This is a genomic window from Actinoplanes rectilineatus (genome assembly GCF_000962825.1).
GTDB classification, from domain to species: domain Bacteria; phylum Actinomycetota; class Actinomycetes; order Mycobacteriales; family Micromonosporaceae; genus Actinoplanes; species Actinoplanes rectilineatus.
In genome coordinates, this window is sequence record NZ_JZKF01000053.1 from 39,378 (window position 1) to 63,496 (window position 24,119).

Below are 24,119 nucleotides of genomic sequence, written 5' to 3' on the forward strand. Positions count from 1 at the left end.
GTTCCGCCCGATGGACATCCGACTGAAGTCTCCACCTGAGGTGAGTGTCGTGGTACCCACCCGTAACGAGGCGGAGAACGTCGGCCCGCTGGTCGAGCGGGTCCGGGACGCTCTCGGCGCCACGCCCGGCGAGATCCTGTTCGTGGACGACAGCGACGACGAGACCCCGGGCGTCATCTCCGCCCTGGCGGAGGACGACCCCGACCGGGTACGCCTGCTCCACCGTCCCGCCGGCCAGCGGTCCGGCGGCCTCGGCGGTGCGGTGGTGGCCGGTTTCGCCACGGCCCGGGCGCCCTGGGTGGTGGTGATGGACGGCGATCTGCAGCACCCGCCGGAGACGGTCCCGGAGTTGCTCGCCGCCGGTCGGGTCGACCGGGCCGACGCGGTGGTGGCCAGCCGCTACCGGGCCCGGGGCCGGGTGACCGGCCTGGGCGGCTGGTTCCGGCGGGTCGCCTCGCGGGCTTCCGGCACCCTGGCGAAGGTCGTCTTCCCGGTGCGCCTGCGGGCCGTCTCCGACCCGATGAGCGGCTTCTTCGCCGTACGCCGGGAGGCGCTCGACCCGGTCGCGCTGCGCCCCCGCGGCTACAAGATCCTGCTGGAGATGGTGGTCCGCGGGCGTCTGCGCCGGATCGCCGAGGTGCCGTACACGTTCCAGCCGCGGACCGCGGGCGAGAGCAAGGCGTCGCTGCGCGAAGGACTGCGCTACCTGCGGCACCTGGCCGTGCTGCGGCTGGCCACCCTGCGGCATCCGGGCTCGGCGGCCGGGCGGATGACCGGGTTCGCCGCCGCCGGCGCGGCCGGGACGGCGGTCAACTCGGCCGTGCTGTGGGCGCTGGGCGAGCAGGCCGGGCTGCCCTATCTGCTCGCCGCGTTCCTCGCCGTCCAGGTGGCGATCGTGTGGAACTTCGCGGTCGTCGACCACCTGGTGATGCCGCCCGGCGTGCACGCCCGGGGCCGCCGTTTCGGCCGGTTCCTGCTGCTCAACAACACGCTGACGCCGGTGCACCTGGGCCTGCTGCACGGCCTGGTCCAGTACGGCGGCCTGCACTACCTGCCGGCCAACGTGCTCGCCGTCGTGGTCGTCTTCCTGCTGCGCTACACCGTCACCAACCGCTGGGTGTACGGCGGCGCCGCGCTCTGGCCCGCGGTGCGCCGGACGATGCGGATCCGCCTGCTGCTGGCCGCGCTGCTCACCGTGGTGGCGTTCCCCGCGCTGGCGCTGCTGGCCCGGGACAGCCTGTGGGACCGCGGTCCGGGCGTGCCGCTGCTGATCCCGGTGGCCGCCGCGGCGGTGCTGGTGGTGACCCGGACCCGCCCGCAACGCGACGAGCCGGACGTGCACGACCGGCAGGTCGACGGGCTGCTCGCCACCGCGTTCCTGGCCGTCGCCGCGACGCTGCTGACGCTGATGCCGGCGCCCGCACCGGTGACCTGGCTGGTCCCGGCCGCCTGCGCCTTCCTGGCCGCCGCCACGATCCTGCTGCTCGGCACCCGGACGGTCGCCCGGCTGCGCTGGGCCCTGGCCCTGCCCCTGGTCGCGGCGGTCCCGGTCACCGGGCACGCCGTCGACGCCGTGCTCCGGTCGGTGGCCGTCCTGCTGGGCCGGCCCGGCGGACCGGCCCGCGCCGGTGACGACCTGGTCACCGTGCACCACGGCGAGGTGCTCACCCTGTCCGCCGGCCGGCTGCCCGGCGCCGCCCTGGCCGGGGCGCTGCTCTGCCTGCTGATCGGCGCGGTGGTCCTGCGGGTCGCACCACGCCGGGCGCTCACCGCCACGGCCGTCACCCTCGCCGCGGGCGCCGTCGCGGTGCCGGTCGTGCTGCTGGTCGGCCAGGTGGCCGGGGCCGGGGCGTTCCGCGTGGCCCAGCTGCCGGTGTTCACCGACGTCCTGCTCGCCGGGACCGTCGCGGCGTTCACCGCCCGCTGGTCCCGGAACCGCCCGATACCGGCACCCACCCCACGGCCGTACCTGCCCCGGGGGCGGTTCGCCCTGCTCACGCTGGTCGCCGCGGCCGCCCTGCTGGGTCTGCGGGGGATCACCGCATGAGGCATTCCGCGCACGTCGTGCTCTCCCGCCCGCAACGCGCCGGGCTGATCGTGGCGCTGCTCCTGATCGGCGTGTGGGCGGTGCTGCGCCCGATGGCGGTGCTGCAGACCGTGGTCGCGCTGGTGACGATCGCGTACACCGCGGCGATCGTCTTCCGGGTGGTGCTGGTCTGGGCGGCCGGCCGCGGCGAACACCGGGTGACGGTGTCCGACGAGGAGGCCCGCGCGATCGGTGACGCGGAACTCCCGGTCTACACGGTGCTGGTGCCGGCGTACCGGGAACCGGACGTGATCGGGCTGCTCATGGCGCACCTGGGCGCCCTGGAGTACCCGCCGGACAAGCTCGAGGTGATCCTGCTGCTGGAGGAGGACGACCAGGCGACGATCGACGCCGCCGAGTCCGTGGTCACCGGCGGGCACATCCGCATCCTGGTGGTGCCCGAGTCACAGCCGAAGACCAAGCCGAAGGCCTGCAACGTCGGCCTGGCCGTGGCCACCGGCGAGTTCGTCACCATCTACGACGCCGAGGACGTGCCGGACCCGCTGCAACTGCGCCGGGCCGTCGTCGCGCTGCGCCGCCTCGGCCCCACCTACGTCTGTCTCCAGGCCGAACTCGGCTACTTCAACGTGGACCAGAACCGGATCACCCAGTGGTTCGCGCTGGAGTACGCCACCTGGTTCCGCTCGCTGCTACCCGGCCTGGTGGCGCTGCGGATGCCGATCCCGCTGGGCGGCACCAGCAATCACTTCCGGACAGCGGAACTGCGGGAACTCGGGGCGTGGGATCCCTACAACGTCACCGAGGACGCCGACCTGGGCATCCGGCTGGCCCGGTCCGGCCACCGGGTCGGGGTGCTGGCCTCGGTAACCCTGGAGGAGGCCAACTCGGACTTCATCAACTGGATCAAGCAGCGCAGCCGCTGGTACAAGGGCTACCTGATGACCTGGCTGGTGCACCTGCGGGCGCCCCGGGCCACGATCCGCCAACTCGGCTGGCGCGGTCTGCTCTGCCTCAACCTCTTCGTCGGCGGCACGCCCCTGGCGGCGCTGCTCAACGCGGTGCTCTGGGCCACCACGATCCTCTGGTTCCTGGACCGTCCCCCGATCATGGAGGAGATCTTCATTCCGCCGTACTACTACCTCGGCCTGCTCTGCCTGATCTTCGGCAACGCCACGGTGATCTACCTGAACGTGCTCTCCGCGCGGACCATGAACCGGCCCGACCTGCTCGGCACGGCACTGCTCTCCCCCGCGTACTGGGCGATGATGAGCCTGGCCGGGGCGAAGGCCGCCTGGCAGCTGGTCTTCAAACCGTCCTACTGGGAGAAGACCACGCACGGACTGCACCTGCCCCGCAAGGAAGCGCCGGCCCATGCGGAGTGAACGCCGGATCGTCCTGCTGACCTGCGGACTCGCCTACCTGGTGATGGCCCTCTGGTTCTGGCGCCACGACCTGGTCCCCGGCGACTCCGCCAGCCGGGCCGCCAACGCCTACTACACGATCTTCAGCCGCGACCCGCACCTGGCCGCGATCGGTTTCGTGTGGAACCCGCTGCCCTCGTTGATCCTGCTGCCGTTCCTGCCGCTCGGCCTGCTCGTCCCGGCACTCACCCAGGAGGGCCTGCTGGTGGTGCTGGTCTCGGCGGCACTGATGACGGCCACCGTCGCGGTCGTCCACGACGTGCTGCGCCGCTCCGGCGTCCCGGTGACGCCCCGGCTGGTGCTGACCGCGGCGTTCGCGCTGCACCCGATGATCGTCGTCTACGCCGGCAACGGGATGAGCGAGGCGTGTTTCCTGCTCTGCCTGCTGCTGGCGGTCCGGTCCCTGCTGATCTGGCTGCTCGACGGCCGGCCCGAGTCGCTGGTGCCGCTCGGACTGGCGGTCGGCCTCGCCTACGGCGCACGCTACGAGGCGCTCGCCCCGGTTGCCGCCGTCCCGGTGCTGGTCGGCCTCATCTCGTACGTACGCCACACCGGTGATCGCAGCATCCGGCTGGCGACGGCCCGGACCGACGCGGTGATCGCCGGACTGCCCGGATTGCTGGCCGTGCTGCTCTGGGCGACCGCCGGGCGCCTGATCGTCGGGCAGTGGTTCGCGACCTTCTCCTCGCAGTACGGCAACTCCGCCCAGGTGTCCGCGAACAGTGGCGGCATCTCCTCGGTGACCGGCGACGACCTGCCCGGACGCCTCGGGTACGGCCTGCAGCAACTGCTCGGCCTGGCCCCGTTCGTGCTGGTGCTGCTGGCCGCGGCCCTGCTCGTGGTGTGGCGGCGCAACGATCTGCGCCCGCTCGCGCCGGTCACCGTGCTCGGTGCGGTGCTCGCCTTCGACGTGCTCGCCTTCCTCTCCGGCACCTCGTTCGGCTGGCTGCGCTTCCACATCGCGGCCGTCCCGCTGTCGGTCCTGCTCGCCGGGCACCTGATCGCCGTGCTCCCGGCCCGGGCCCCGGGGTGGCGCCGGGTCGTGCCGCTGGTCCTGGTGCTCGCCGCGATACCCAGCACGCTGATCACTCTCGGACGACCCACCCTCGCACGGGAGGAGTCCGAATGGCTGACCGCCGGTGGTGCCGCCCGGACCAGCGGGCTCGCGCACGTCAACCGGCGGGTGGCCGCCGATCTGGACGCGCTCGGACTGCCGGAGGGGGCGGTACTGACCGACGCGGCGTACGCCTTCGGGGTGGTCCTGGCCAGTGACAACCCGAAGCAGTTCGTCATCACCCCGGACCGGGACTTCCCGGCCGTGCTGGCCGACCCGGCCGCGCACGGGGTCCGGTACCTGCTGCTCTCCGCGCAGGGTGCCGCGGACGCGGTGCGCACCCGGCACTTCGGACCGGGATCCGGCGTCACGCTCACGGGGGCCGTCCGAACGTGGAGTGATCCCTCCGGGGGGACGCAGTGGACGTTGACCCGGGTGTGAAAAACCACCCTCGCTTGCGGAGTGTGTTCATGCTGATACTCATAGGCATGGAACGCTCGCAGGGACATGACGGGGTGACGGCATGGCGGCGGTGGGCGAGATCGTTGCCGGGCGTTACCGGGTCGACCGCAGGCTCGCCGAGAGCGGGCTCAGCCGGGTCTGGCTCGCCCACGACCTGGCCACCCGCACCGATGTCGTCCTCAAACAGTCCACTCTGCCCGCCGGGCTCGACCCCTTTCAGCGCGACCTGATCCGCCGCTGGGCACTGCCCGAGGCCCGGGCGGTCGCCCGGGTCGTGCACCCCCACGTGATCCGCACGATCGACGTCTTCCCGGACGACGACGGCCCGTGGATCGTGATGGAGTACCTCCCCTCCCGCTCCCTGCAGGAGATCGTCGCGACCGGTGGGCCACTGCCGCCCCGCCGGGTCGCCCGGATCGGCCTGGCCCTGCTCGGCGCGCTGACCACGGCCAACCGGGCCGGGCTGCTGCACCTCGACGTCAAACCGGGCAACGTGCTGATCACCGACGACGGCCGGGTGGTGCTCACCGACTTCGCCCCGGCGGTCAGCCCGCCCGGCGTCGCCGCGATGGCCCGCGCCGGGATCGTGCTCGGCTCACCGAAGTACATCGCCCCGGAACGCCTCCAGCACCGGATCTCCACCTCCCGCGCCGACCTCTGGTCGCTGGGCGCCACGCTCTACCACGCGGTCGAGGGCCGGCCGCCCTACCAGCGGGCGACCACCACCGAGACGCTGCGTGCGCTCGGCGCGAGCCGGCCCGACCCGATGCGCCGGGCCGGGCCACTGGCCGGGGTGCTCACCGCCCTGTTGCGGCGCGACCCGCTGTCCCGCCCCACCCCGGAGGAGGTGGAGAAACGCCTGCGTCGGGTGGCCGAGGGCCGGATCCGCCGCCGTCGCAACAGGTTCGCCACGACCACCGCGGTGGTCGCCCTCGCTGCCGCCATCGCGGCGGGTGCCACCGGCACGGCCCGATCGGGTACGCCGCCCGCGGTCGTCCCGCAGCCGGCCGGATCCGGGGCACCGCGCGCCCTGCCGGACGAGTTCGCCTGGTGGAACGACCGCAGCGGCTACCGGGTGGCCGTCCCCGAGTCGTGGCCGGCCGACCGGCGACCGGACGGTTCCATGGCGTTCACCGCCCCCGGCGGCCGGTCCACGCTGCGCATCGACCGGTGGCCCCGCCCACCGGGCAACCCGGTGGCGGCCCTGCTCGCCGAGGAGCGCGCCACGGTCCTGGACGACTACGCCCGGCTGCGCATCGAGGCGTCACCGGAGCCGGCCGGGGCGGTCTGGGAGTACACGTTCCTGGCCGCGGACGGGGTGGCGATGCGCGGGCTGAGCCGGATGATCCGCAGCGGGACGGTCACGTACCTGCTGGAGTGGCACACCACCCGGGCCGGCTGGGCGGCGACGCTGCCGCAGCTCACGGTGGCGCTGGAGACGTTCGGCCCGCGGAGCGGAGCGTAAGGATCGTCACGGGGTCAACAGCGTTGACAGCGAGGTCAACAGTGTTGACACTTTGGCGGTATCCCTCGCTCCCCGAAAGTCACCGCCATGCCACGTTCCGGTGCCCTGCCCCGCCAGCTCTCCTGGTTCATGCTGGTCGGCGCACTCAGCACGGTCCTGCAGACCGCCGTGTACGTGGCGGTCCGCGGCACTGTCCCGGCCACCTGGGCCAGCTGGATCGCCCTGCTCGCGGTGACACCGCTGAACACCGAGGCACACCGGCGGGTGACGTTCGGGGTGACCACCGCCGCGGTCGGGCGGCTGCACTGGGAGGCCGGGCTCACCTCCGTCGCGGTCTACCTGGCGAACCTGGCGGTCGGGCCGTGGTTCGCCCCGATCGCCGGGCTCGCCACCACGGTGATGCCGGGCCCGGTAGCGGAAGCGCTGGTCCTGGGGCTGACCGGCAGCCTGATCGGAGGGCTGCGCTACCTGCTCCTACGCGGCTGGGTCTTCGCCGCCCACCGGCATCAGCCCGCCGCACCGGCCGAACCCGCCGCTGCCACCGCGGCCCTCCCCGCGGCTCAACCCGCGGCCCTGCCCGCCGGCCGGCCCTCCGCCGGCCGGTCAGGCCTCCTGTTCGTGGGCAGACGCCTCTTCGCCGGCGGGCGGCTCCTCACACGCGGACCGGGCCGCCTCTTCACGGGCAGGCGCCCGTTCGCGGGCAGGTCGGGCGGTCCCTTCGCGGATCGGCTCAGTGCGGGCCGGCGTTGTCCAGCAGACTCTGGATCGCGTCTCCGTAGAGCGCGACGATCGCCGGCTGGTCGGCGCAACTCAACACCGGATCAGCGACCAGCCAGTAGGCGTTGATCAACCCGACGAACTGGGCGGCGACCAACCGGGCCCGCAACTCGGGATGATCCCCGCCGATCCGGCCGGCGAGCGGACCGACGAACACGTCGTGCATCGACGCCCGCAACCGCTCCTTGATCTCCGGACGGTCCGAGGCGCTGAGCATCGCCCGGTAGACACCGGCCGCCGGGGAATGCGCCGCCTCGACGACGAACCGGACCAGCTCCCGCCCCAGCGAGTCGAGCGGCCCGGCCAGGATCCGGGGCAGCTCCGCCGCAATCGTGATCGTGGTGAGGAACAGCCCCTCCTTCGATCCGAAGTGGCGGATCACCAGGGCAGGGTCGCAGCCCGCAGCCGCGGCGATCGCCCGGACGGTGGTGGCGCCGTAACCGTCGCGAGCGAACATCTCCTTCGCCGCATGGCGGATCGCCTCACGGGACGGGGGATTCGGCTGCGGCATCACCTCATCCTATGGCCGCCGCGCTCGCCGGCCACCTGCCGACCGGCCCGTTCCCCAGCGCGCCCGAGCCGCCGGGCCCGGCCCGCCGCCACGATCGCCTGCCGTTCCGGTGGCCGCTGACGCTTCACCACCGGAGCCTGCGTCAGTTGCCGGCCCGGCCGCGTCAGTTGCCGGCCCGGCCGCGTCAGTTGCCGGCCCGGCTGCGTCGACGGCCGAGGATCAGCGCCACCACACCGGCGGCGATCAGTCCCGCGCCGCCGAGCCCGAGAGCCGCGACATTCGCACCGGTCAACGGGAGCGAGCTTCCGGCCGTACCCCCATCGCCCGCAACCGTCTCCGCGACCGGAACCGTGTCCGCGACATCTCCCCGCGCCGGGCTGTCGTCGTTTCCGCCCTGCCCAGAGCCGCTGTCGCCATCGCTGCCGCCGGTACTGCCACCGCTACCGCCGTCGCCGCTGCCACTGCCGCTACCACCGCTGCTGTCGCCGTCGCTGCCGTCGCTGCCATCACCGCTGCCGCTACCGTCGCTGTTGCCGCTACCGCTGCCGCTGCCGTTGACGGCGCTGCCGCCGTCGTCGTGGCCGGATCCGGCGCCGTTCGCCGCGGAACCGTCGCCCGAGGAGCCACCCGCGTCGTCGCGCGAGGACGAGCCGTATCCGTCGGACCCGCCGCCCGAACCGGTGTCCGTGCCCGGTTCGCTCCCGCTGTCCGAGTCGGTGTCCGTGTGGTGGCCGCCGCCCCCGCCGCCCGGCGCGGTCGCCGAGACCGCCATCTGCCCGACCGCGACGTCCAGCAGGTGCGCCGACCCGGCCTTCACCTCGACCCGGACCGTCGCCGCCTCCGCGCCCACCTCCCGGCCGGCGTTCTTCTTCTGCACCTCGCCGAGGGTGAGCCGCACCGCGAGCGCCGTCCGCTTGCCCGCGCCGACGCTGCCGACCAGGTCGAGCGAGACGTCCGCGCCGGTGTCCTTCAGGACCCGCACCACCTTGCCGTGATGGGAGACCTCCAACGTCGCCGGCCGGTAGTCCACGGCCGGCGACGCCCCGGCGGTGACCTGCAGCGTCGGCTGGCTGATCACCTTGACGGCGATCTCCTGCTCGCTGCCGCCGAAGAGGGTGAGGCCGGCCAGGGACACCCCGGCGGACGCGCGGACGCCGACTTTTCCGGCCGGTAGGCGTACCAGATCGGTGGCGCTCTGGGTGGAACCGACCGGCCCCACCTTGAGCAGGCTGGTCTTCTTGACCCCGAGCAGGCCGTCGACGGCCTGGACGGCCGGCGCCTGGGGGGAGCCGCCGAGCACGGACAGCCCGGTCAGCATGGTCGCCGAGCGGGTGAGCGCCCCGACCTTGCCGCACCGGTACCCGTCCTCCCAGGCGGCCGACGCGGTGGCCTTGCCCACCTTGACCGTGGTGAGTCCGCCCGCATCGAGGGAGGCCAGTTCCGCCTCGGCCGGGCTGCCGTGTCCGGGTGCCCGGGCTACCGCCGCCCGGTCCGTCAGCGGGAGCCCGAGGAGTCGCGTCTCGGCGTAGCGTCCGGCGGCCACCGACCGGTACGGCCGGCCCGCGCTGTCCACGCTGCCCTGCGCCACGGCGAGCCGTACGTCCGCCAGCGCCGGCAGCCCCCTGGTGAGCGGGCCGGGATCCAGCACCGCGATCTTCACGAGGTCGGCCTGGGCACGGGCGGTGAACGGGCCCACGGTGCAGCCGGCGGCGGCCGCGGGTGCCGCCGGGACGGCGAGCAGCGCGGTGACCGTGGCGGCACCGAGGGCGGGTACGGAGCGACGAGCGATCGGCATGAGCATCCCTTCCGGGTGGGGAAGTTGTCCGATCTCTCATCGACTTGCCCGGTTTGGGAGCTACGGGCGATGCGACCCTCGCGCGCCATCAGCACAAAGGCTCAGATAGCTATTTATCCTCTTGATACGTCGCACCGCCGGATGATTCCTCCGAAAGCGGACGCGCGCCGCCTTCCGGGGGTCCCGCCGCGGACTGTCCCCCGGCCGCCAGCTCCGGAAACTTCACATCGAAGGCCGGGCGCTCGGACCGGATCCGCGGCATCCGGTCGAAGTTCCGCAACGGCGGCGGGCTCGACGTGGCCCACTCGAGCGAGTTGCCGTGGCCCCACGGATCGTCCACGGTCACCACCTCACCCACCCGGTACGACTTCCAGACGTTGTAGAGGAACGGCAACGTGGCGGCGCCCAGGATGAACGAGCCGATCGTCGAAACGGTGTTCAGCGTGGTGAAACCGTCGCCCGGGAGGTAGTCGGCGTACCGCCGGGGCATGCCCTCGTTCCCCAGCCAGTGCTGCACCAGGAACGTGGTGTGGAACCCGATGAACGTCAACCAGAAATGCAGCCGGCCGAGGCGTTCGTCGAGCATCCGGCCGAACATCTTCGGGAACCAGAAATAGACGCCGGAGAACACCGCGAAAACGATCGTCCCGAACAGCACGTAGTGGAAGTGCGCCACCACGAAATAGCTGTCGTGCACGTGGAAGTCGACCGGCGGCGACGCGAGCAACACCCCGGTCAGCCCTCCGAGCAGGAACGTCACCATGAACCCGACGGCGAACAGCATCGGCGTCTCGAGCGTCACCTGGCCACGCCACATGGTGCCGATCCAGACGAAGAACTTCATGCCGGTCGGGATCGCGATCAGATAGCTGAGGAAGCTGAAGAACGGCAGCAGCACCTGGCCGGTGGCGAACATGTGGTGTGCCCACACGCTCATCGAGAGCATCGTGATGAGAATGGTCGCGGCGACCAGGGTCTTGTATCCGAAGACCGGTTTGCGGCTGAACACCGGCACCACTTCGGTGATGATCCCGAAGAACGGCAGCGCGATGATGTAGACCTCGGGATGCCCGAAGAACCAGAACAGGTGCTGCCACAGCATCGGGCCACCGGTCTCGACGTTGAACACCTGCGCACCGAGCACCCGGTCGGCGGCGAGCGCGAACAGCGCGGCCGCCAGGAACGGGAACACCAGCACCACCAGCAGGCTGGTGAGCAGGATGTTCCACGTCATGATCGGCATCCGGAACATGGTCATGCCCGGCGCCCGCAGACACAGCGTCGTGGTGATCATGTTGACCGCGCCGAGGATCGTGCCGACACCGGAGATCGCCAGCCCGACGACCCACATGTTGCCGCCCACCCCCGGCGAATACTGCCCGGTGCTCAACGGCGTGTAGGCGGTCCACCCGAAATCAGCCGCGCCGCTCGGCACCAGGAAACCGCCGAACGCGATCAGCCCGCCGAAGAAATAGAGCCAGTACGCGAAGGCGTTGAGCCGCGGAAACGCCACATCCGGCGCCCCGATCTGAATCGGCACCACGAAGTTGGCGAACGCGAACACGATCGGCGTCGCGAAGAACAACAGCATGATCGTGCCGTGCATGGTGAACAGCTGGTTGTACTGCTCCGGGGAGAACAGCTGCATGCCCGGGCGCCCCAGCTCGGCCCGCATCAGCAGCGCCATCAGCCCGCCGAGGACGAACCACACGAACGCGGTGACGAGATACATGATGCCGATCTGCTTGGCATCCGTGGTCCGGATCGTGCGGGCCAGCCACGCTCCCCGAACCTGTCGCTGCACCGGCCAGCGCCGGGTCTGCACGGGCCGTGGCGAAACAGCAGTCATCGACATTCCTCCCCGCCTGTTCGTACTCCCCCCGCCCCGGCCTGCCAACCCGGCGCCCGGGAAGGTGCAACATCCGCACAACCCCGCCCACCCCTGGCGTCACGACCCCCGGCCACCTCACCCTTGTCACCCGTCAGCTTGTTCCGGGGTACGCCCCACCCAGTACCGTCGCCGGATGACGATCACCCCGGAAGCCCGCACCACGGACGCCTCCCCGCACGTCGCCATCAGCTTCGAACCGCCCGCCACCCCGGCGGTCCCCTCGTTCGACCCGCCCGCGACCCCGGACGCGGACCCCACCACGCCCGTTCCCGAGTCCCCCGCCGCGCCGCCGTTCGACGTCCCCGCCACGCCCACCGTCCCCGGCTTCGACGACACCCACGCCGTCCCGCACTCGTCCTGAAACCGCCCCATCAAGTCGGCACAACCCCCGAGGTTTAGCTCGAGCTATAGTTGCCTGATGCCCCCCTGACCAAGCACATCGCTGGTCCATCAAGGTCACCGCCGATGTCCGGACCTGGCTGCGAGCGCTACGGCAGTCGGACCCGAACGCCTTTCGATCGGTGAACACCGCCATCGACATGCTTGCGGAGACGGGGCCAGGGCTCGGCCGCCCCATCGTCGACACCTTGAGAGGGTCGACGATCGCCAACCTGAAAGAGCTGCGCCCACGTTCCGGTAGAGATACCGCGATCCGGATCCTTTTCGTCTTCGGCCCCTGGGCTCAAGCCGTGTTGCTGGTGGCGGGTAACAAGGCGGGAGATTGGTCTCGGTGGTACAAATCAGCCATCCCCATCGCAGAGATCGCCTACGACGCCTGGTTGACCGCGGAGAAGAAACGGAGGGACGACTCGTGAGCGAGTTCCATGACTGGGATGACGTCCGCGCCGAGTTGCATGACGGCGACGATGAGGCGCTGACCGCCGAACGTGCCCGCACCGAGGCCTGGATCAACGCGTTCCACCTGGCCGAGGAACGCAAACGCCTAGGGTTGACACAACGGCAGGTCGCCGAGCTGATGGGCGTCTCGCCGGGCCGGATCAGCCAGATCGAGAACGGCGACCTGGAGGTCAACGAGGTCGCGACCCTGAGCCGGTACGCCCGAGCCCTCGGCGCCCGGATGCGGATCATCTTCGATTACGGCGACGACCTGCGCCAGATCGCCTGAGGGCGGCCCGAGTCGCCGGGCTGACCGGCCGGTCGTTGCCCACGGGATGGTCCGCTGCTGGTCAGCGCCAGTCGGGCGGGTCGGTGGGGTGCAGGTGTGGGTCGGTGACCGCGAAGGTGCGGACCGGGCCGGGCGGGGTGCGCGGCCCCTCGAAGCGGACCGTGACCCGGCCCAGGCCACTGCCCCAGACCCAGCCCGCCCCGAACTCGTCGTGCCGCACGTCCTGCCCCGGCCGCCAGACCGGCGGCCCGCTCCCCGCCACCCCGCCGTCCCCGAATCCCGCCGCCGGGGCAGGCGCTCCCACAACCCCGGACTGCACAGACTCTGGTTCCCCAGGCTCGGACAACACCGACTCGGACCGTGCAGGCTCCGCAGCCGCGGCGACCGCCTCCGCGGGCGGACCGGAAGGCCTCTCAACGCCGGCACCCATCGCTTGGCCATCGCTCGGGGACTGCGCGTCAGACGACAGACCCGGCAACACCTCCAAAGCCAAGGCCGCCGGCGATGGGACAGAGAGCGGGGCAGAAGAGGATGACGAAACCGGACCGTCGGCATCGAACAGCAGCGGCGTCTCCGCACCAGCCGGGACCAAGGAACTGAACAGGTCGTCCTGAGCGAAGTCCGCCAACGTCGAGACCCCCACGCCGAGGAGACGGACGCCGGTGGAGGTGTCGACGTCGGCGAGCAGGCGCCGGGCCAACTGGGCCACCAGCCGCCCGTCGTCGGTCGGCTGGTCGCGGGTCACCGCGCGGGTGATCGTGGTGAAGTCGTGGTGGCGGACCTTGATGTTGACGGTGCGGCCGGTGACACCGCCGGCCCGCAGACGGCCGGCGACGCGGGCGGCCAGCAGGTCGAGCTCGCGCTGGAGGCGGACCGGGTCGGTGATGTCGACGTCGAAGGTCTCCTCGGCGGAGACCGACTTGGCCTCGCGGTCGCTCACCACCGGACGGTCGTCCTGGGCGCGGGCAAGCCGGAACAGGCCACCGCCGTGGGCGGTGCCGAACCAGTCGACGAGGTCGTCCAGCGGCACCCGGGACAGGTCGCCGACGGTGCGGACGCCGCTGCGGTGCAGGCGCTGCTCGGTGGCCGGCCCGACCCCGCCGAGCGACTTCACCGGCAGCGGGTGCAGGACCGTCAGTTCGTCGCCGGACGGCACCACGGTCAGGCCGTCCGGTTTGTTGAGCTCCGAACCGATCTTGGCGAGGAGTTTCGACGAGGCGACGCCGACCGAACCGGTCACGCCGCCGGTCGCGACGGCGATCGACCGCTTCAGCTCGAGGGCGAGATCGGTCACACCGGCCGGGGTCGGATCGTGCCCGCCGGCCGCGAGGTCGACGTAGGCCTCGTCGATGCTCACCTGCTCGACCAGCGGGGACAGCCCGGCCAACAGCTCCATCACCACGGCGCTGGTCATCTTGTACGCCGTGAAACGCGGCGACAGGTAGGCGGTCCCGGCCGGGCACAGCCGTCTGGCCTGCGCCATCGGCATCGCCGACCGGGCGCCGAAGACGCGGGCCTCATAGGACGCGGTGGACACCACGCCACGCCCGGCGACCCCGCCGACGATGACCGGTCTGCCCCGTAACGAGACCTTGTCGCGCTGCTCGACCGCGGCGAACATCGCGTCGAGATCGACGTGCAGGATGCTCGGCTCGCCCCTCATTCCCGCAGCTTAAACATCAGGTACGACAAAAAGGTTCGCCGTGTAGGGTGCACCGCCGCACACCCTTTCATCGACCACGGGGAGATCCACCGTCATGTCGTACCGCCTGATACGCCTCCTGTTCGTCTTCGCCCTGATGGCCATGGCCGTCGGCATCGGTCTGATCTTCGACGGCAACGTCGGCAGCGGCCTGCTCGCCGCGATCCCGGGGACCGCCGTGGTGGCCCTGATGGCGACCATCTTCTTCCGCAACCGGGGCGCGGCGCTCACCGAGTGGCAGATCGGGCCGGTCCCGGGCCAGGTGGCCACCGACCGGGACCGCAAGGGCGGCATCTTCGGCGCGGTCTACAGCCTGCTGATGTTCTTCGCCGCGGGCGCCCTGCTGTTCGCCGCCTGGGTGCACGGCCCGGACAGCAGCACCGGCGCGAAGGTGGCCGTCCTGATCTTTGCGATGTTCTTCGCGGGGATTCCGGTGGTCCTCGGTCTCGGCATGCTCAAGGCCGGTCTGATGTGGTACCACGGCCACCCGGCCGGCCGTCTCGGTCTCCGCCGACTGGCGATCTTCCCGGCCGTCCCGCTGGTGCTGAGCCTGTTCGGCGGTCTGACCGACGCGGACTCGCGCGGCTCGCTGGTCTGGAGTCTCCCGCTCACCGCCGTGACGGTGGCCCTGTTCGTCGTCACCCGGTCCACCCCGGCGGACAGGGTGGTCGAGGCCGCCGCCGCGCAGGAGCAGCAGGCCGCGGTCAACGAGCTCTTCGAGAAGATGGCGGCCGAGCAGGAGCAGCGGCAGAACCCGAACCAGCAGGCCTGACCGCCGGAATATTCACGTGCCCGCCGGCGGACCGGCGGGCACACTGTCCGGCGTGCACTCAGCGATCACGGTGACTCCCGCCCAGCTGCCCGGCCTGCTGCTCCATGTGGCGGTCGTGCGGCCGGTCTTCCTGTGGGGCGCCCCGGGCATCGGCAAGAGTTCACTGGTGCGCGACTTCGCCGACTCGCTCGGTCTGGAGTGCGTCACCCTGGTCGGCACCCAACTCGCCGCCGAGGACCTGATCGGGGTGCCGGAGCTGCACAACGGTCGCAGCCGGTTCGCGCCGCCCGAGTCGATCGCCCGCGACGAGCCGTACTGCCTGTTCCTGGACGAGCTGAACGCGTCCGGTCCGGACGTGCAGAAGGCGTTCTACTCGCTGATCCTGGACCGCCGGATCGGGGCCTACGAACTGCCCGAGGGTTCCATCGTGATCGGTGCGGGAAACCGGGCCAGTGACAACGCGCTCGCCCGCCCGATGGCGTCCGCCCTGGTCAACCGGATGATCCACGTACACCTGCGGGCGTCGTGGAACGACTGGCGGGAGTGGTCGGCGGGTGCCGGCATCCACCGGTGGATCACCGGCTATCTGACCGAACGCCCGGACCATCTGTGGTCGGTGCCGCCGAAGGTGGAGGAGACGTTCTCCACGCCGCGCAGCTGGCACATGCTCTCCGACGCGCTGCTGTCGTTCGGCGACGACGTCGACGAGGAGACCCTGCGCCTGCTGGCGGGCGGCACCCTGAGTCCGGCGCACGCCACCGCCTTCTGCGGATACGTCAAAATCGTCCGGCATCGGTACGGCCTGGAGGCCATCGTCCGCGGCGATGTGGGCTGGCCGGCCGCGCCGGCCGACCGGGACCTGCTGTACTTCCTGGCCGAGGCGTTCCGTGCCCGTCTGGTCAAGAACCTCCCGGCCAGCAAGAACCACGCTCCGGCCGCCGTGCGCCAGTTCGCGCACCGGGCCAAGGCCATGCTGGTCGAGCTCTCCGAGATCTCGCTGGAGTGCGGCCGTCTGGTGATCTCCCCGGATGCCGATGGCAACCCGGTGCTGCCCGCCTGGTTCCTCGTCGAGGTGAGCCGTGACCTGCCGCGCCTGGTCGCGGCGCGTGCCTAGGTCCTCGTCGTGGCCCGCACCGATCCGCCCGCCGCGGACCCGAGCAGCGCCGCGTTCGGCGAGGCCTGGTCCGAGCTGCACGACCATCCACTGTTCGCTCCGTTGACCGTCGACTTCCCCCGGGCCGACGCGGAACTGACCGACACGCCGCTCCCCGGCGGCCTGCGGGTCTTCGCCCACGGCGGGATCCGGCTGAGCCGCGGACAGCGCCGCGACAAGCAGCAGTGGCGCTGGCTGCTCGCGCACGGCCTGCTGCACCTGGGGTTCGGCCACCTGAACCCGGCGCTCGCCCACGACGCCGCGTCCCGGGCCGCCGCCTGCGTGGCGGTGACCCGGTTCCAGCGGGCGGTGAAGCTGGGCCGGGAACCGGAGACGGTGCCGGCCCGGCTGCCGTCGGCCGACGAGGACGACCTGGCCGCCCGCTGGCGCCGCGAGGGGGTGCCGCGCGAGTTCACCGACCTCGGCGACCTCGATCCGGCACCCTTCCGGGGTGACTCCCGGTGGCCGGAACGGTTCGCCCTGGGCCTGTCGTCGGCCGCGGCGGCCGGCGTCGAGGTGGCCGGTGGCGTGCGGCGCGGCCTGACCGGCGATGCTCCCCCGCGGCACGTCTGGGATCTGGCGATGAGCTGGTTCCTCAGTTCGTACCCGCTGCTCGGCGGGGTGGCGGCCGGATTCACCCTGGTCGCGGACGCCGAGGTGGCGCGTAAGGCGGACATCGCCGTCGCCGCGGTCTCGGCCGACGCCGGCGAGATCTACCTCAACCCGTGGCGGTCGCTGAGCGAACAGGAGTGGCGGTTCGTGCTGGCGCACGAGTTGTTGCACGTCGCGCTGCGTCACCAGGACCGGGCCGGTGGGCGTGATCCGTTCCTGTGGAACGTGGCCTGCGACTACGTGATCAACGGCTGGCTGGTGGAGATGGGCGTCGGCCTGCTTCCGGACGGTCTGCTGCACGATCCGGAGCTGGCCGGGTCGTCGGCCGAGGAGGTCTACGACCGGATCGCCCGGGATGTCAGGCGAATCCGCAAGTTGGCCACTCTGCGCGGTCCGGGCCGGGGCGACATGCTCGGCGAGCCGTTGCCGTGGGCCGGGCGGCGGGTCGGCGGCGTCGATCTGGACGAGTTCTGTCGACGTGCATTGCTGACCGGTTTTGCCTATCACGAGAGCAGTGGACGGGGCACCCTGCCGTCCGGTCTGGTGGCCGAGATCCGGGTGCTGGAGCAGCCGCCGCTGCCGTGGGACGTGCTGCTGGCGCGCTGGTTCTCCGAGCACGTGCCGGTGGTGGAGAGTGTCCGCACGTACGCGCGGGCGAGCCGGCGGCAGGCCTCCTCGCCGGACATCCCGCGGCCGGGACGGCACCGCCCGGCGGAGATCGTTGCGCGCGCGACGTTCGGCGTGGTCGTGGACACCTCGGGGTCGATGAGCCATCGTCTGATGGGCAAGGCGCTGGGTGCGATCGCCGCCTACGCGACGGCGCGTGACGTGCCGGCCGCGCGGGTGGTGTTCTGCGACGCCGCCGCCTACGACGCGGGCTACCTGCGGGTGGAGGAGATCGGCGGGCGGATCCGGGTGCGCGGGCGGGGTGGCACCATGCTGCAGCCGGGCGTCGACCTGCTCGAGCGGGCCGCAGACTTCCCTGACACCGGACCGATTCTGATCATCACGGACGGCGAGTGTGACGTGCTGCGCGTGCGCCGCCCGCACGCCTTCCTGGTGCCGCGCGGCGCGCGACTGCCGTTCAGGCCTCGCGGTGAGGTCTTCCACCTGCGCTGAGCGTCTCCGGGATCTTCCAGGTGGGGTACGGGTCGGAGTCCGGTTCCCGCTCCGGCCCGCCGGCCGAGGTCGCCCGCAGCAGCACGGAGGTCCCGTCGGCGCACTCGATCCGCACGCCCCGGGGTACCTTGCCGCGCTGGTGCTCCGGTCCGAGCCCGGTCAGCGCCACCACCTGCCACGACCGGAACTGTTCCGGGCGGGCGACGTCGAGCAGGTGCACCGCGAAGACCGCGATCCGGTCCGCCCGCCAGGTCGGCGGCGGCAGCACCTCCGGGGTCGGCAGCGGCGACTCGCCCGGCCAGATCGCACCCCAGAGGTACGCCTCGGCCTGGTTCCGGTAGCGGACTCGCACCCCGGCCGGCGACGGTCCGCCCGGCACGAGGTCCCCGCCGTACCGAGCCACGGTGGCGATCTCGGGGTGGCCGCAGCCGGCGAACAGCGCTTCGAGGACGTCCAGGACCTGGGCGAGCTGCACGGCGCCTCCTGAAGATGGGTCTTCGGGGAGTCAACGACGGCTCGGCGGGACCGGGCCACCCGCACTGTGCGACATCGGTCGCTCGACGATGATCTATCGATCCGCTGTCGGATCGCTTCCACGCCGCTCCGCAGAGCGCGTCCCGGGGCACATGGCCTGCTCGGGCGGGGTAGGTTCTCGGTCATGGCCCGCGTACGCGCCGCACTCTATCTGGACTTCGACAACGTGTTCAGCGGACTGATCAAGCAGGACCCGGACGTCGCGATCCAGTTCGCCCGGGAACCGGCCGCCTGGCTCTCCCGCCTGACCGAGTCCCTGACCGTCGACGGTCCGCGTCGCTGGCTGATCCTGCGCTGCTACATGAACCCGGGTGGCTGGGTGCCGAACCCGGACACCACCGCCAGCCAGCAACGGCTGTACTACTCGCAGTTCCGGCCGTTCTTCGTCAACGCCGGCTTCGAGGTGATCGACTGCCCGCGGCTGACCCACACGAAGAACGCGGCGGACATCCGGATGGTGGTCGACGCGGTGGACGCGCTCGCCGACGCGGTGCCGCACGACGAGTTCGTGATCGCCTCCGGCGACTCGGACATGACGCCGCTGCTGGTCCGCCTGCGCCGGGCCGACCGCCGGACCACCATCGTGTCGCCGTCGGACGCGGCCGAGGCGTTCATCGCCGTCGCCGACCGTCTCATCACCAGTCAGGAACTGCTCGAACTGGTGCAGGGCGAGCAGGTCGGCATCGACGACGAGGAGGACGCGGCGGTCCCGGCCGTCGACGAGGCCGAGGTCCCGGTCACCTACGAGCAGTTCGCCGACCTGGTGCGGTGGCGCTACCAGTCCGCGACCGGGCCGCTCAACCTGGCGTCGCTCGCCCACGACCTGCGCCGTCAGCTGGGCCCGAGCGTCGACCGGACCAGCTGGTTCGGCTTCGGCGGTTTCGTCCGGGCGCTGGAGAGCCTGACCCTCACGCAGGCCAAGTTCTCCAACCACTTCATCTGGGACGGCGGGCGGCACGACCCGCCGGAGTCGTTCGGGGCGACCGGGCCGGCGCCCGAGGCGGTCGGTCGTCTCAGTTCGCTGCTGAGCCTGCCGCGACTGCCCCGGGAGATGTGGCCGGCCGTCTACCAGTCGCTCGCCGACTATGCGGCGTCGCACCACTTCAACCTCACCGAGGCGACCCGCTGGGCCCGCGACCGGCTGGCCGCGCAGGGCGTCGACGTCAGCCGCGCGGCGATCGCCTTCGTCACCCGGGGCACGGCGTTCGGCGGGGCCCCGCTCTACCGCCAGCCGCCGCCGAACGCCGACGAGATCGCCGGGGCGTTCGCCGACAACGTGCTGAGCCGGGCCGAGGCGGCCGCGATAGCCCTCACCGAGGAGGAGTCCACTCAGGTCCGCTACTGGCTGGGCACGACTCAGCCGTAGGTACGCCGGGTGTGCCGCCGCAGCAACAGGGTGACGAAGCCGCGGGGTGACGATGCCGCGGGGTGACAAGGCAACGGGGCGACAAGGCAGCGGTGACGAAGCCGCGGGGTGATGCGGAAAGGCGCACCCGCCGCGAGGACGGATGCGCCTGGACCGGCAGTGCCGGGTCACCGGTTGACGACGATCACCACCCGGCGGTTCTCGGAACGGCCCGCCGAGGAGCCGCCGATGACCGCGGGCCGTTTCGGCCCGTACCCGACGGCCCCGGCCGTGACGCCCGAGCCGTACTTCTTGAGGGCCGCACACACCGCCCGGGCCCGGCCGGTCGAGAGCGTGCGCCCCCACACCGGGCTCCCGTCGTAGTCGGTGTACCCCTCACAGGTCACCCCGGCGCCCGGCGGCAGGTGTGTGGCGAGGTTCCGCACCGCGGCCTGGCCCCTGGCGTTGAGGGCGGCCCGGTTGTACACGAAGATCCCGCCGGTCAGCAGCGTGGTGGCCTGGCCCCGGGTCAGCACCCGTTTGCCCAGCTTCGTGCTCAGGTGCGCGTCCGCGCCCCGGGCCGACGCCAGGTACGCCCACGTCCGCAGTTCCTTTCCGGTCACCTGTTCGGGGTGTTCCGGAACGCCGGCCCATCCTTCCCGGTCGATCGGCTTCAACGCGGGCGCCGCCGGCCGGGCGGTGGACCGCGGCGCGGGTTCCCCGGTGGTGGCCGCCGGCAACGGTGCCGTCCGGGCCGGGGCCGCCAGCGGTGACGTCCCGGTCGGCGTGAAGGTGACCGGTGCGGACGCCGCGCTCTTGCCGGCCGTGTTGACCGCCCGCACCACGACGGTCTGCGCGGCCCGGGCCAGACCGGTGATCGTGGCGGTGACCGGGTTGGCGCGGGCCGCCCCGGTCAGTTCGGCCCAGTGCTGGCCGTTGTCGACGCTGTACTCGTACCCCTCGATCTCGAGGTTGCCGGTGAAGGTGGGCGCGGCGAACGTGAGCTGGGCGCCGTCCGCCGCCGGGACCGCGGTCAGGTCGGTCGGTGGGTCGGCCGCGATGTTCCGGGTGGTCCGGGTGACGTAATGCGACCCGTAATCGGCGGCGAACAGGTGTCCCACCGCGTCGACCGCCACCCCGCGGACCTCGGTGTACGCGGCCGAAGCCGCATCACCGGGTTTCGGCACACCGGCGTCCTCCCCGCCGGAGACCAGCGCCAGCCCGCCGTCCGGGTCGATCCGGACGATCTCCCGCCCGGACGAGGCGGACACGAAGACCGAACCGCGCGGGTCGGCCGCGATGCCGGTCGGTGCCCCCACCGGTGACAGTGACGCCGGCCCCGGTTCGGCCGGTTCGTTCGTGCCGTCCCCGGCGAGCACCCGCAGCTTGCCGTCGGCGCCGACCCGGTAGACGTACGAGTGACCGGTGTCGGTGATGTAGACGTTGCCCCGGGTGTCGGCCGCCACTCCGGCCGGGCTGCCCACCGGACGCCCGGCTGCGGGACTGCCGTCGTCACCGGCCGCCGTGCTGCCGTCGCCGGCGAAGACGCCCAGTCCGGACGCGTCCAGTTTGAAGACGACGTTCTGGGCCGTCGAGGCGATGTAGAGGGCCCCGTCCGGTCCGACGGCCAGCCCGCGGGGTTCGACCGGCACCGTGGTGGCGTCCCCGGCGGCGGACGCCCGGCCCGGGCTGCCGTTGCCGGCGACGACCGTCCGGCTGCCGTCCGCGGACACCTTCAGCACCCGGTACTGTCCCGCGTCGGCGACGTACAGGTCGCCGTTCGCGCTGGTGGCCAGCCCGGCGACCGGGCTGCCCAGCGGTGCGGCGCGGGCCGCCGGTTCCCCGGACGTCCCGTTGCCGGGGTCGCCGGCGAACAGGTGCATGACGCCGGACCTGTCGATCTCGTACACCGCGCCCCAGGCGAATCCGACGAACACCGTCCCGTCCCGGCCGGTCGCCACCGCCGTGGGCGACGGGGTGTCCGAGCCGGTCGCCGGTCTGCCGTCGACCGGTGGGCTCAGGTTGCCGCCGGTGCCCGCGTGGATCGCCAGTTCGTCCGGTGGCGCGACCGCGTAGACGGCCCGCGACAGCGAGACCACTCCGGCGCCGACCACCGGGGCGGCGACTGCCGCCACCACGACCGCGCCGATCCGGATCCGGCCTTTCGCCGCTCGCGGCCTCCTTCCGGCCGCGTGTGCTCTCTCTCTGGCTCTATGCGCTCCCATGCTCTCTTCGCTCCTCGGCTGTCACTCCTCGTCCGGGGCCGGCCCCAGCCAGCCCCCACCTCGCCTATCGGCCGTTCGGAGGACCCGATGAGCAGGCGCGCCCGCTCCTGGTGAGGAACGGGCGCGCCCGGATGCCGGTGACGGTGGTCAGCTCCTGGTCACGACGATCACCACGCGCCGGTTCTCGGACCGGGACTTGGCAGAGCCGCCGATCACGGCGGGACGCTTCGGCCCGTACCCGACAGAGGTGGTGGAAATGTCCGCTCCGCTGCTCTTCAGCGCCTGGCAGACGGCCTTGGCCCGGCGATCGGAGAGCGACATCTCGCTCTTCAGGCTTCCGGCGTAGTCGGTGTAGCCCTCACAGGTGACCTTCGCGCCGTCCGCGAGGTTGTCCACCAGGCCCTTGACCGCCGCCTTGCCCTTGGCGTTGAGCGTCGCCCGGTCGAACGCGAAGATCGACCCGGTGGCCAGCGTGGTCGCCTGGTTCCTAGTCAGCACCCGGTCGCCCAGCGAGCCGCTCGGGTGGGCGTCGATCCCCTTGTAGGAGGCCAGGTACGCCTTGGTCCGGCGTTCCCTGCCACCGGTCCGCTTCGGGTTCGCCGGAACCTTCGCCCACGCCGACCTGTCGATCCGGGGCAGCGCCTCGGCCGCCACGGTCGGCCGGAAGAGCGCGTCGATGTACTGCCCGTAGGCGTCACTGATCCGGTAGCTGATACCGGTGGTCCGCCCGACGAACCCGCTCTGCGGCGTGAACACGATGGTGAAGTCCAGCCCGGAACGGTACAGCCGGTACGTTCCCTCGCCCGGCACGGTGATCTGGTTGGTCACCGTGGGGGCCGCCGCGGCGGCGGCCCGGCCGGACACCTGGCGCAGGCTGATGTTCTGGCCGGTCGTGAGCTTGCCGGTGGCCGCCTTCCGGCCACCGCCGACGACGATGCCGGCACCGGTGCCCGCACCGCCGCTGCCGCCGGTGTCGACACTCGGCGGGGTGGGCACCGGCGGTTTCAGCACGATCGGCTGGTAGGTCGCGGTGCCGCTCTGCTCCCCGGCGGTGACCCGGAACGTCACGCCCGTGGCGGTGCCCACGAACCCGCTCAGCGGCACGAACGTGATCACCGGGCCGTCCAGCGCGTACGCACCGCCGGTGGCGTCGGTGACCGAGGTGCCCGGCCGGCCCTCGGCGGTGAGCAGCACGACCGTCTCCCCGGCGGCCAGGTCGACGGTCACCCGCTGCGCGGTCGTGCCGAAGCCACTGCTGGACAGCGATTGCGGCGCGGGCGGTGCGGCGGGCTTCCCCGACGTCTGGGCGGCCCGGCCCTGCCCGGCGCCGTTGAACGCCCGCACCGACACGGTGTAGGTGGAGCCGTTGGCCAGGCCGGTGACCGTGCCGCGGAGGCTGCCCGTACCGGTCGCCCCGAGGCTCTGGTACGCGCCGCCGCCGAGGGAGTACTCGTAGCCGAGCACCGGCAGGCCGCCGTCGTCCGCGGGCGCGCTGAACGACAGCGTGAGGCTCCGGTCCCCCGGCACCGCGGTGAGCCCGCCGACCGCGCCCGGCGGCTTCCCGGCAGGGGTCGGCGAGGTGGTCGGCACGACGACCGGCGGTGGTGCCGGATCGACCCAGGTGGGTGTGAAGGTCGCCGCGGTGGTCGGGTCACTCGGGCCGGTGGTGTTCCAGGCCCGGATCCGCACGGTGAACGCCGTGGTCGACACGATCGGCCGCACCACCACGATGCCCGCGGTCACCGGCGTCACACCGGTGGCCGACGTCGGCGTCAGCGCGGTCCAGGTCGTTCCGCCGTCGAGGGCGTACTCGTAGCGGCTGAGCACCGGGTTGCCCTGGTACACCGGTGGGGTGAACGAGAGCGTCGCGCCGTTCAGGGTCGCCGTGGCGCTCAGCCCGGTCGGTGGATCCGGCTTGCGCAGGGGTTCGATCCAGGTCGGCGTGAAGGTCGCCGTGTTGGAGGGATCGCCGGCGGCGACGATATTGGTCTTGGCCCGGACCATCACGGTGAACGGCGTCGTCGTCGGGTTCGGCTTCACCACCGTGATCGCCGCGGTCACCGGCGAGGCACCGGGGGCCGACGCCGGGGTCACCGAGGTCCAGGTCG

General features: G+C 72.2%; 19 protein-coding genes. 12 read left to right on the forward strand and 7 right to left on the reverse strand.

Annotation, left to right across the window (positions count from 1 at the left end; translation table 11 throughout):
- The first annotated feature begins 10 nt into the window (after positions 1-10).
- From WH85_RS47575 to WH85_RS50845, 5 genes are all read left to right on the forward strand, one after another.
- Positions 11-2,047, forward strand: a complete 2,037-nt coding sequence (locus WH85_RS47575) for a glycosyltransferase family 2 protein (protein ID WP_083449391.1) — start codon at positions 11-13, stop codon at positions 2,045-2,047.
- Positions 2,044-3,429, forward strand: a complete 1,386-nt coding sequence (locus WH85_RS31190) for a glycosyltransferase (RefSeq protein ID WP_045745633.1) — start codon at positions 2,044-2,046, stop codon at positions 3,427-3,429. The genes WH85_RS47575 and WH85_RS31190 overlap by 4 nt, the downstream gene beginning before the upstream one ends.
- Positions 3,419-4,963, forward strand: coding sequence for a hypothetical protein (locus tag WH85_RS31195; RefSeq protein WP_052720933.1), 1,545 nt, complete (start codon positions 3,419-3,421; stop codon positions 4,961-4,963). The genes WH85_RS31190 and WH85_RS31195 overlap by 11 nt, the downstream gene beginning before the upstream one ends.
- Positions 4,964-5,045: 82 nt before the next feature.
- Positions 5,046-6,449, forward strand: a complete 1,404-nt coding sequence (locus WH85_RS31200) for a serine/threonine-protein kinase (protein WP_052720934.1) — start codon at positions 5,046-5,048, stop codon at positions 6,447-6,449.
- Positions 6,450-6,536: 87 nt separating this feature from the next.
- Positions 6,537-7,295, forward strand: a complete 759-nt coding sequence (locus WH85_RS50845; RefSeq protein WP_157411313.1) for a GtrA family protein — start codon at positions 6,537-6,539, stop codon at positions 7,293-7,295.
- On the opposite strand, the gene WH85_RS31205 is transcribed toward WH85_RS50845, so the two are convergent.
- From WH85_RS31205 to ctaD, 3 genes are all read right to left on the reverse strand, one after another.
- A complete protein-coding gene (locus WH85_RS31205) occupies positions 7,180-7,737 on the reverse strand; it encodes a TetR/AcrR family transcriptional regulator (RefSeq protein WP_045745634.1) in 558 nt (185 codons plus the stop codon). The two genes, WH85_RS50845 and WH85_RS31205, sit on opposite strands and share 116 nt — an antisense overlap.
- 184 nt (positions 7,738-7,921) lie before the next feature.
- Positions 7,922-9,532 (reverse strand): hypothetical protein, encoded by a 1,611-nt coding sequence (locus tag WH85_RS47580; protein ID WP_157411314.1) that lies wholly within the window; start codon positions 9,530-9,532, stop codon positions 7,922-7,924.
- A 109-nt stretch (positions 9,533-9,641) separates the two neighbouring features.
- Entirely contained in the window at positions 9,642-11,381 is a 1,740-nt protein-coding gene (gene ctaD, locus WH85_RS31215; protein WP_045745653.1) for an aa3-type cytochrome oxidase subunit I, read from the reverse strand.
- A 175-nt stretch (positions 11,382-11,556) separates the two neighbouring features.
- Here ctaD and WH85_RS31220 point away from each other — a divergent pair, with 175 nt between their 5' ends.
- The 3 genes from WH85_RS31220 (at position 11,557) to WH85_RS31230 (ending at position 12,549) form a co-directional block, all read left to right on the forward strand.
- Complete coding sequence (locus WH85_RS31220; RefSeq protein WP_045745635.1) at positions 11,557-11,784, forward strand: hypothetical protein; 228 nt, start codon at positions 11,557-11,559, stop codon at positions 11,782-11,784.
- An 88-nt stretch (positions 11,785-11,872) separates the two neighbouring features.
- Positions 11,873-12,238, forward strand: a complete 366-nt coding sequence (locus tag WH85_RS31225) for a type II toxin-antitoxin system RelE/ParE family toxin (RefSeq protein ID WP_045745636.1) — start codon at positions 11,873-11,875, stop codon at positions 12,236-12,238.
- Positions 12,235-12,549, forward strand: coding sequence for a transcriptional regulator (locus WH85_RS31230; protein ID WP_045745637.1), 315 nt, complete (start codon positions 12,235-12,237; stop codon positions 12,547-12,549). Before WH85_RS31225 ends, WH85_RS31230 begins: the two co-directional genes overlap by 4 nt.
- A gap of 61 nt (positions 12,550-12,610) precedes the next feature.
- Here the strand turns inward: WH85_RS31230 and WH85_RS31235 are convergent, their stop codons facing one another.
- The gene (locus tag WH85_RS31235) at positions 12,611-14,212 is read right to left on the reverse strand and encodes a DNA polymerase IV (protein ID WP_045745638.1); all 1,602 of its coding nucleotides are present in this window, start codon (positions 14,210-14,212) and stop codon (positions 12,611-12,613) included.
- 94 nt (positions 14,213-14,306) lie between these two features.
- Between WH85_RS31235 and WH85_RS31240 the strand changes: the two genes are divergently transcribed.
- From WH85_RS31240 to WH85_RS31250, 3 genes are all read left to right on the forward strand, one after another.
- Positions 14,307-15,023: a hypothetical protein gene (locus WH85_RS31240; RefSeq protein ID WP_045745639.1), complete on the forward strand. Its 717-nt coding sequence runs from the start codon at positions 14,307-14,309 to the stop codon at positions 15,021-15,023.
- A 70-nt stretch (positions 15,024-15,093) separates the two neighbouring features.
- A complete protein-coding gene (locus tag WH85_RS31245) occupies positions 15,094-16,137 on the forward strand; it encodes an ATP-binding protein (protein WP_211275507.1) in 1,044 nt (347 codons plus the stop codon).
- Positions 16,138-16,146: 9 nt separating this feature from the next.
- Complete coding sequence (locus tag WH85_RS31250) at positions 16,147-17,907, forward strand: vWA domain-containing protein (protein ID WP_045745640.1); 1,761 nt, start codon at positions 16,147-16,149, stop codon at positions 17,905-17,907.
- On the opposite strand, the gene WH85_RS31255 is transcribed toward WH85_RS31250, so the two are convergent.
- Positions 17,873-18,382 carry a hypothetical protein gene (locus WH85_RS31255; RefSeq protein WP_045745641.1) on the reverse strand — a complete coding sequence of 170 codons (510 nt, stop codon included), beginning with the start codon at positions 18,380-18,382 and terminating at the stop codon, positions 17,873-17,875. The two genes, WH85_RS31250 and WH85_RS31255, sit on opposite strands and share 35 nt — an antisense overlap.
- Positions 18,383-18,565: 183 nt before the next feature.
- Between WH85_RS31255 and WH85_RS31260 the strand changes: the two genes are divergently transcribed.
- Positions 18,566-19,807, forward strand: a complete 1,242-nt coding sequence (locus WH85_RS31260) for an NYN domain-containing protein (RefSeq protein WP_045745642.1) — start codon at positions 18,566-18,568, stop codon at positions 19,805-19,807.
- A 167-nt stretch (positions 19,808-19,974) separates the two neighbouring features.
- On the opposite strand, the gene WH85_RS31265 is transcribed toward WH85_RS31260, so the two are convergent.
- Both WH85_RS31265 and WH85_RS31270 read right to left on the reverse strand, forming a co-directional pair.
- Entirely contained in the window at positions 19,975-22,011 is a 2,037-nt protein-coding gene (locus tag WH85_RS31265; protein WP_157411315.1) for an OmpA family protein, read from the reverse strand.
- Positions 22,012-22,158: 147 nt separating this feature from the next.
- On the reverse strand, positions 22,159-24,119 hold a 1,961-nt coding region (locus WH85_RS31270), incomplete at its 5' end, for an OmpA family protein (protein ID WP_157411316.1).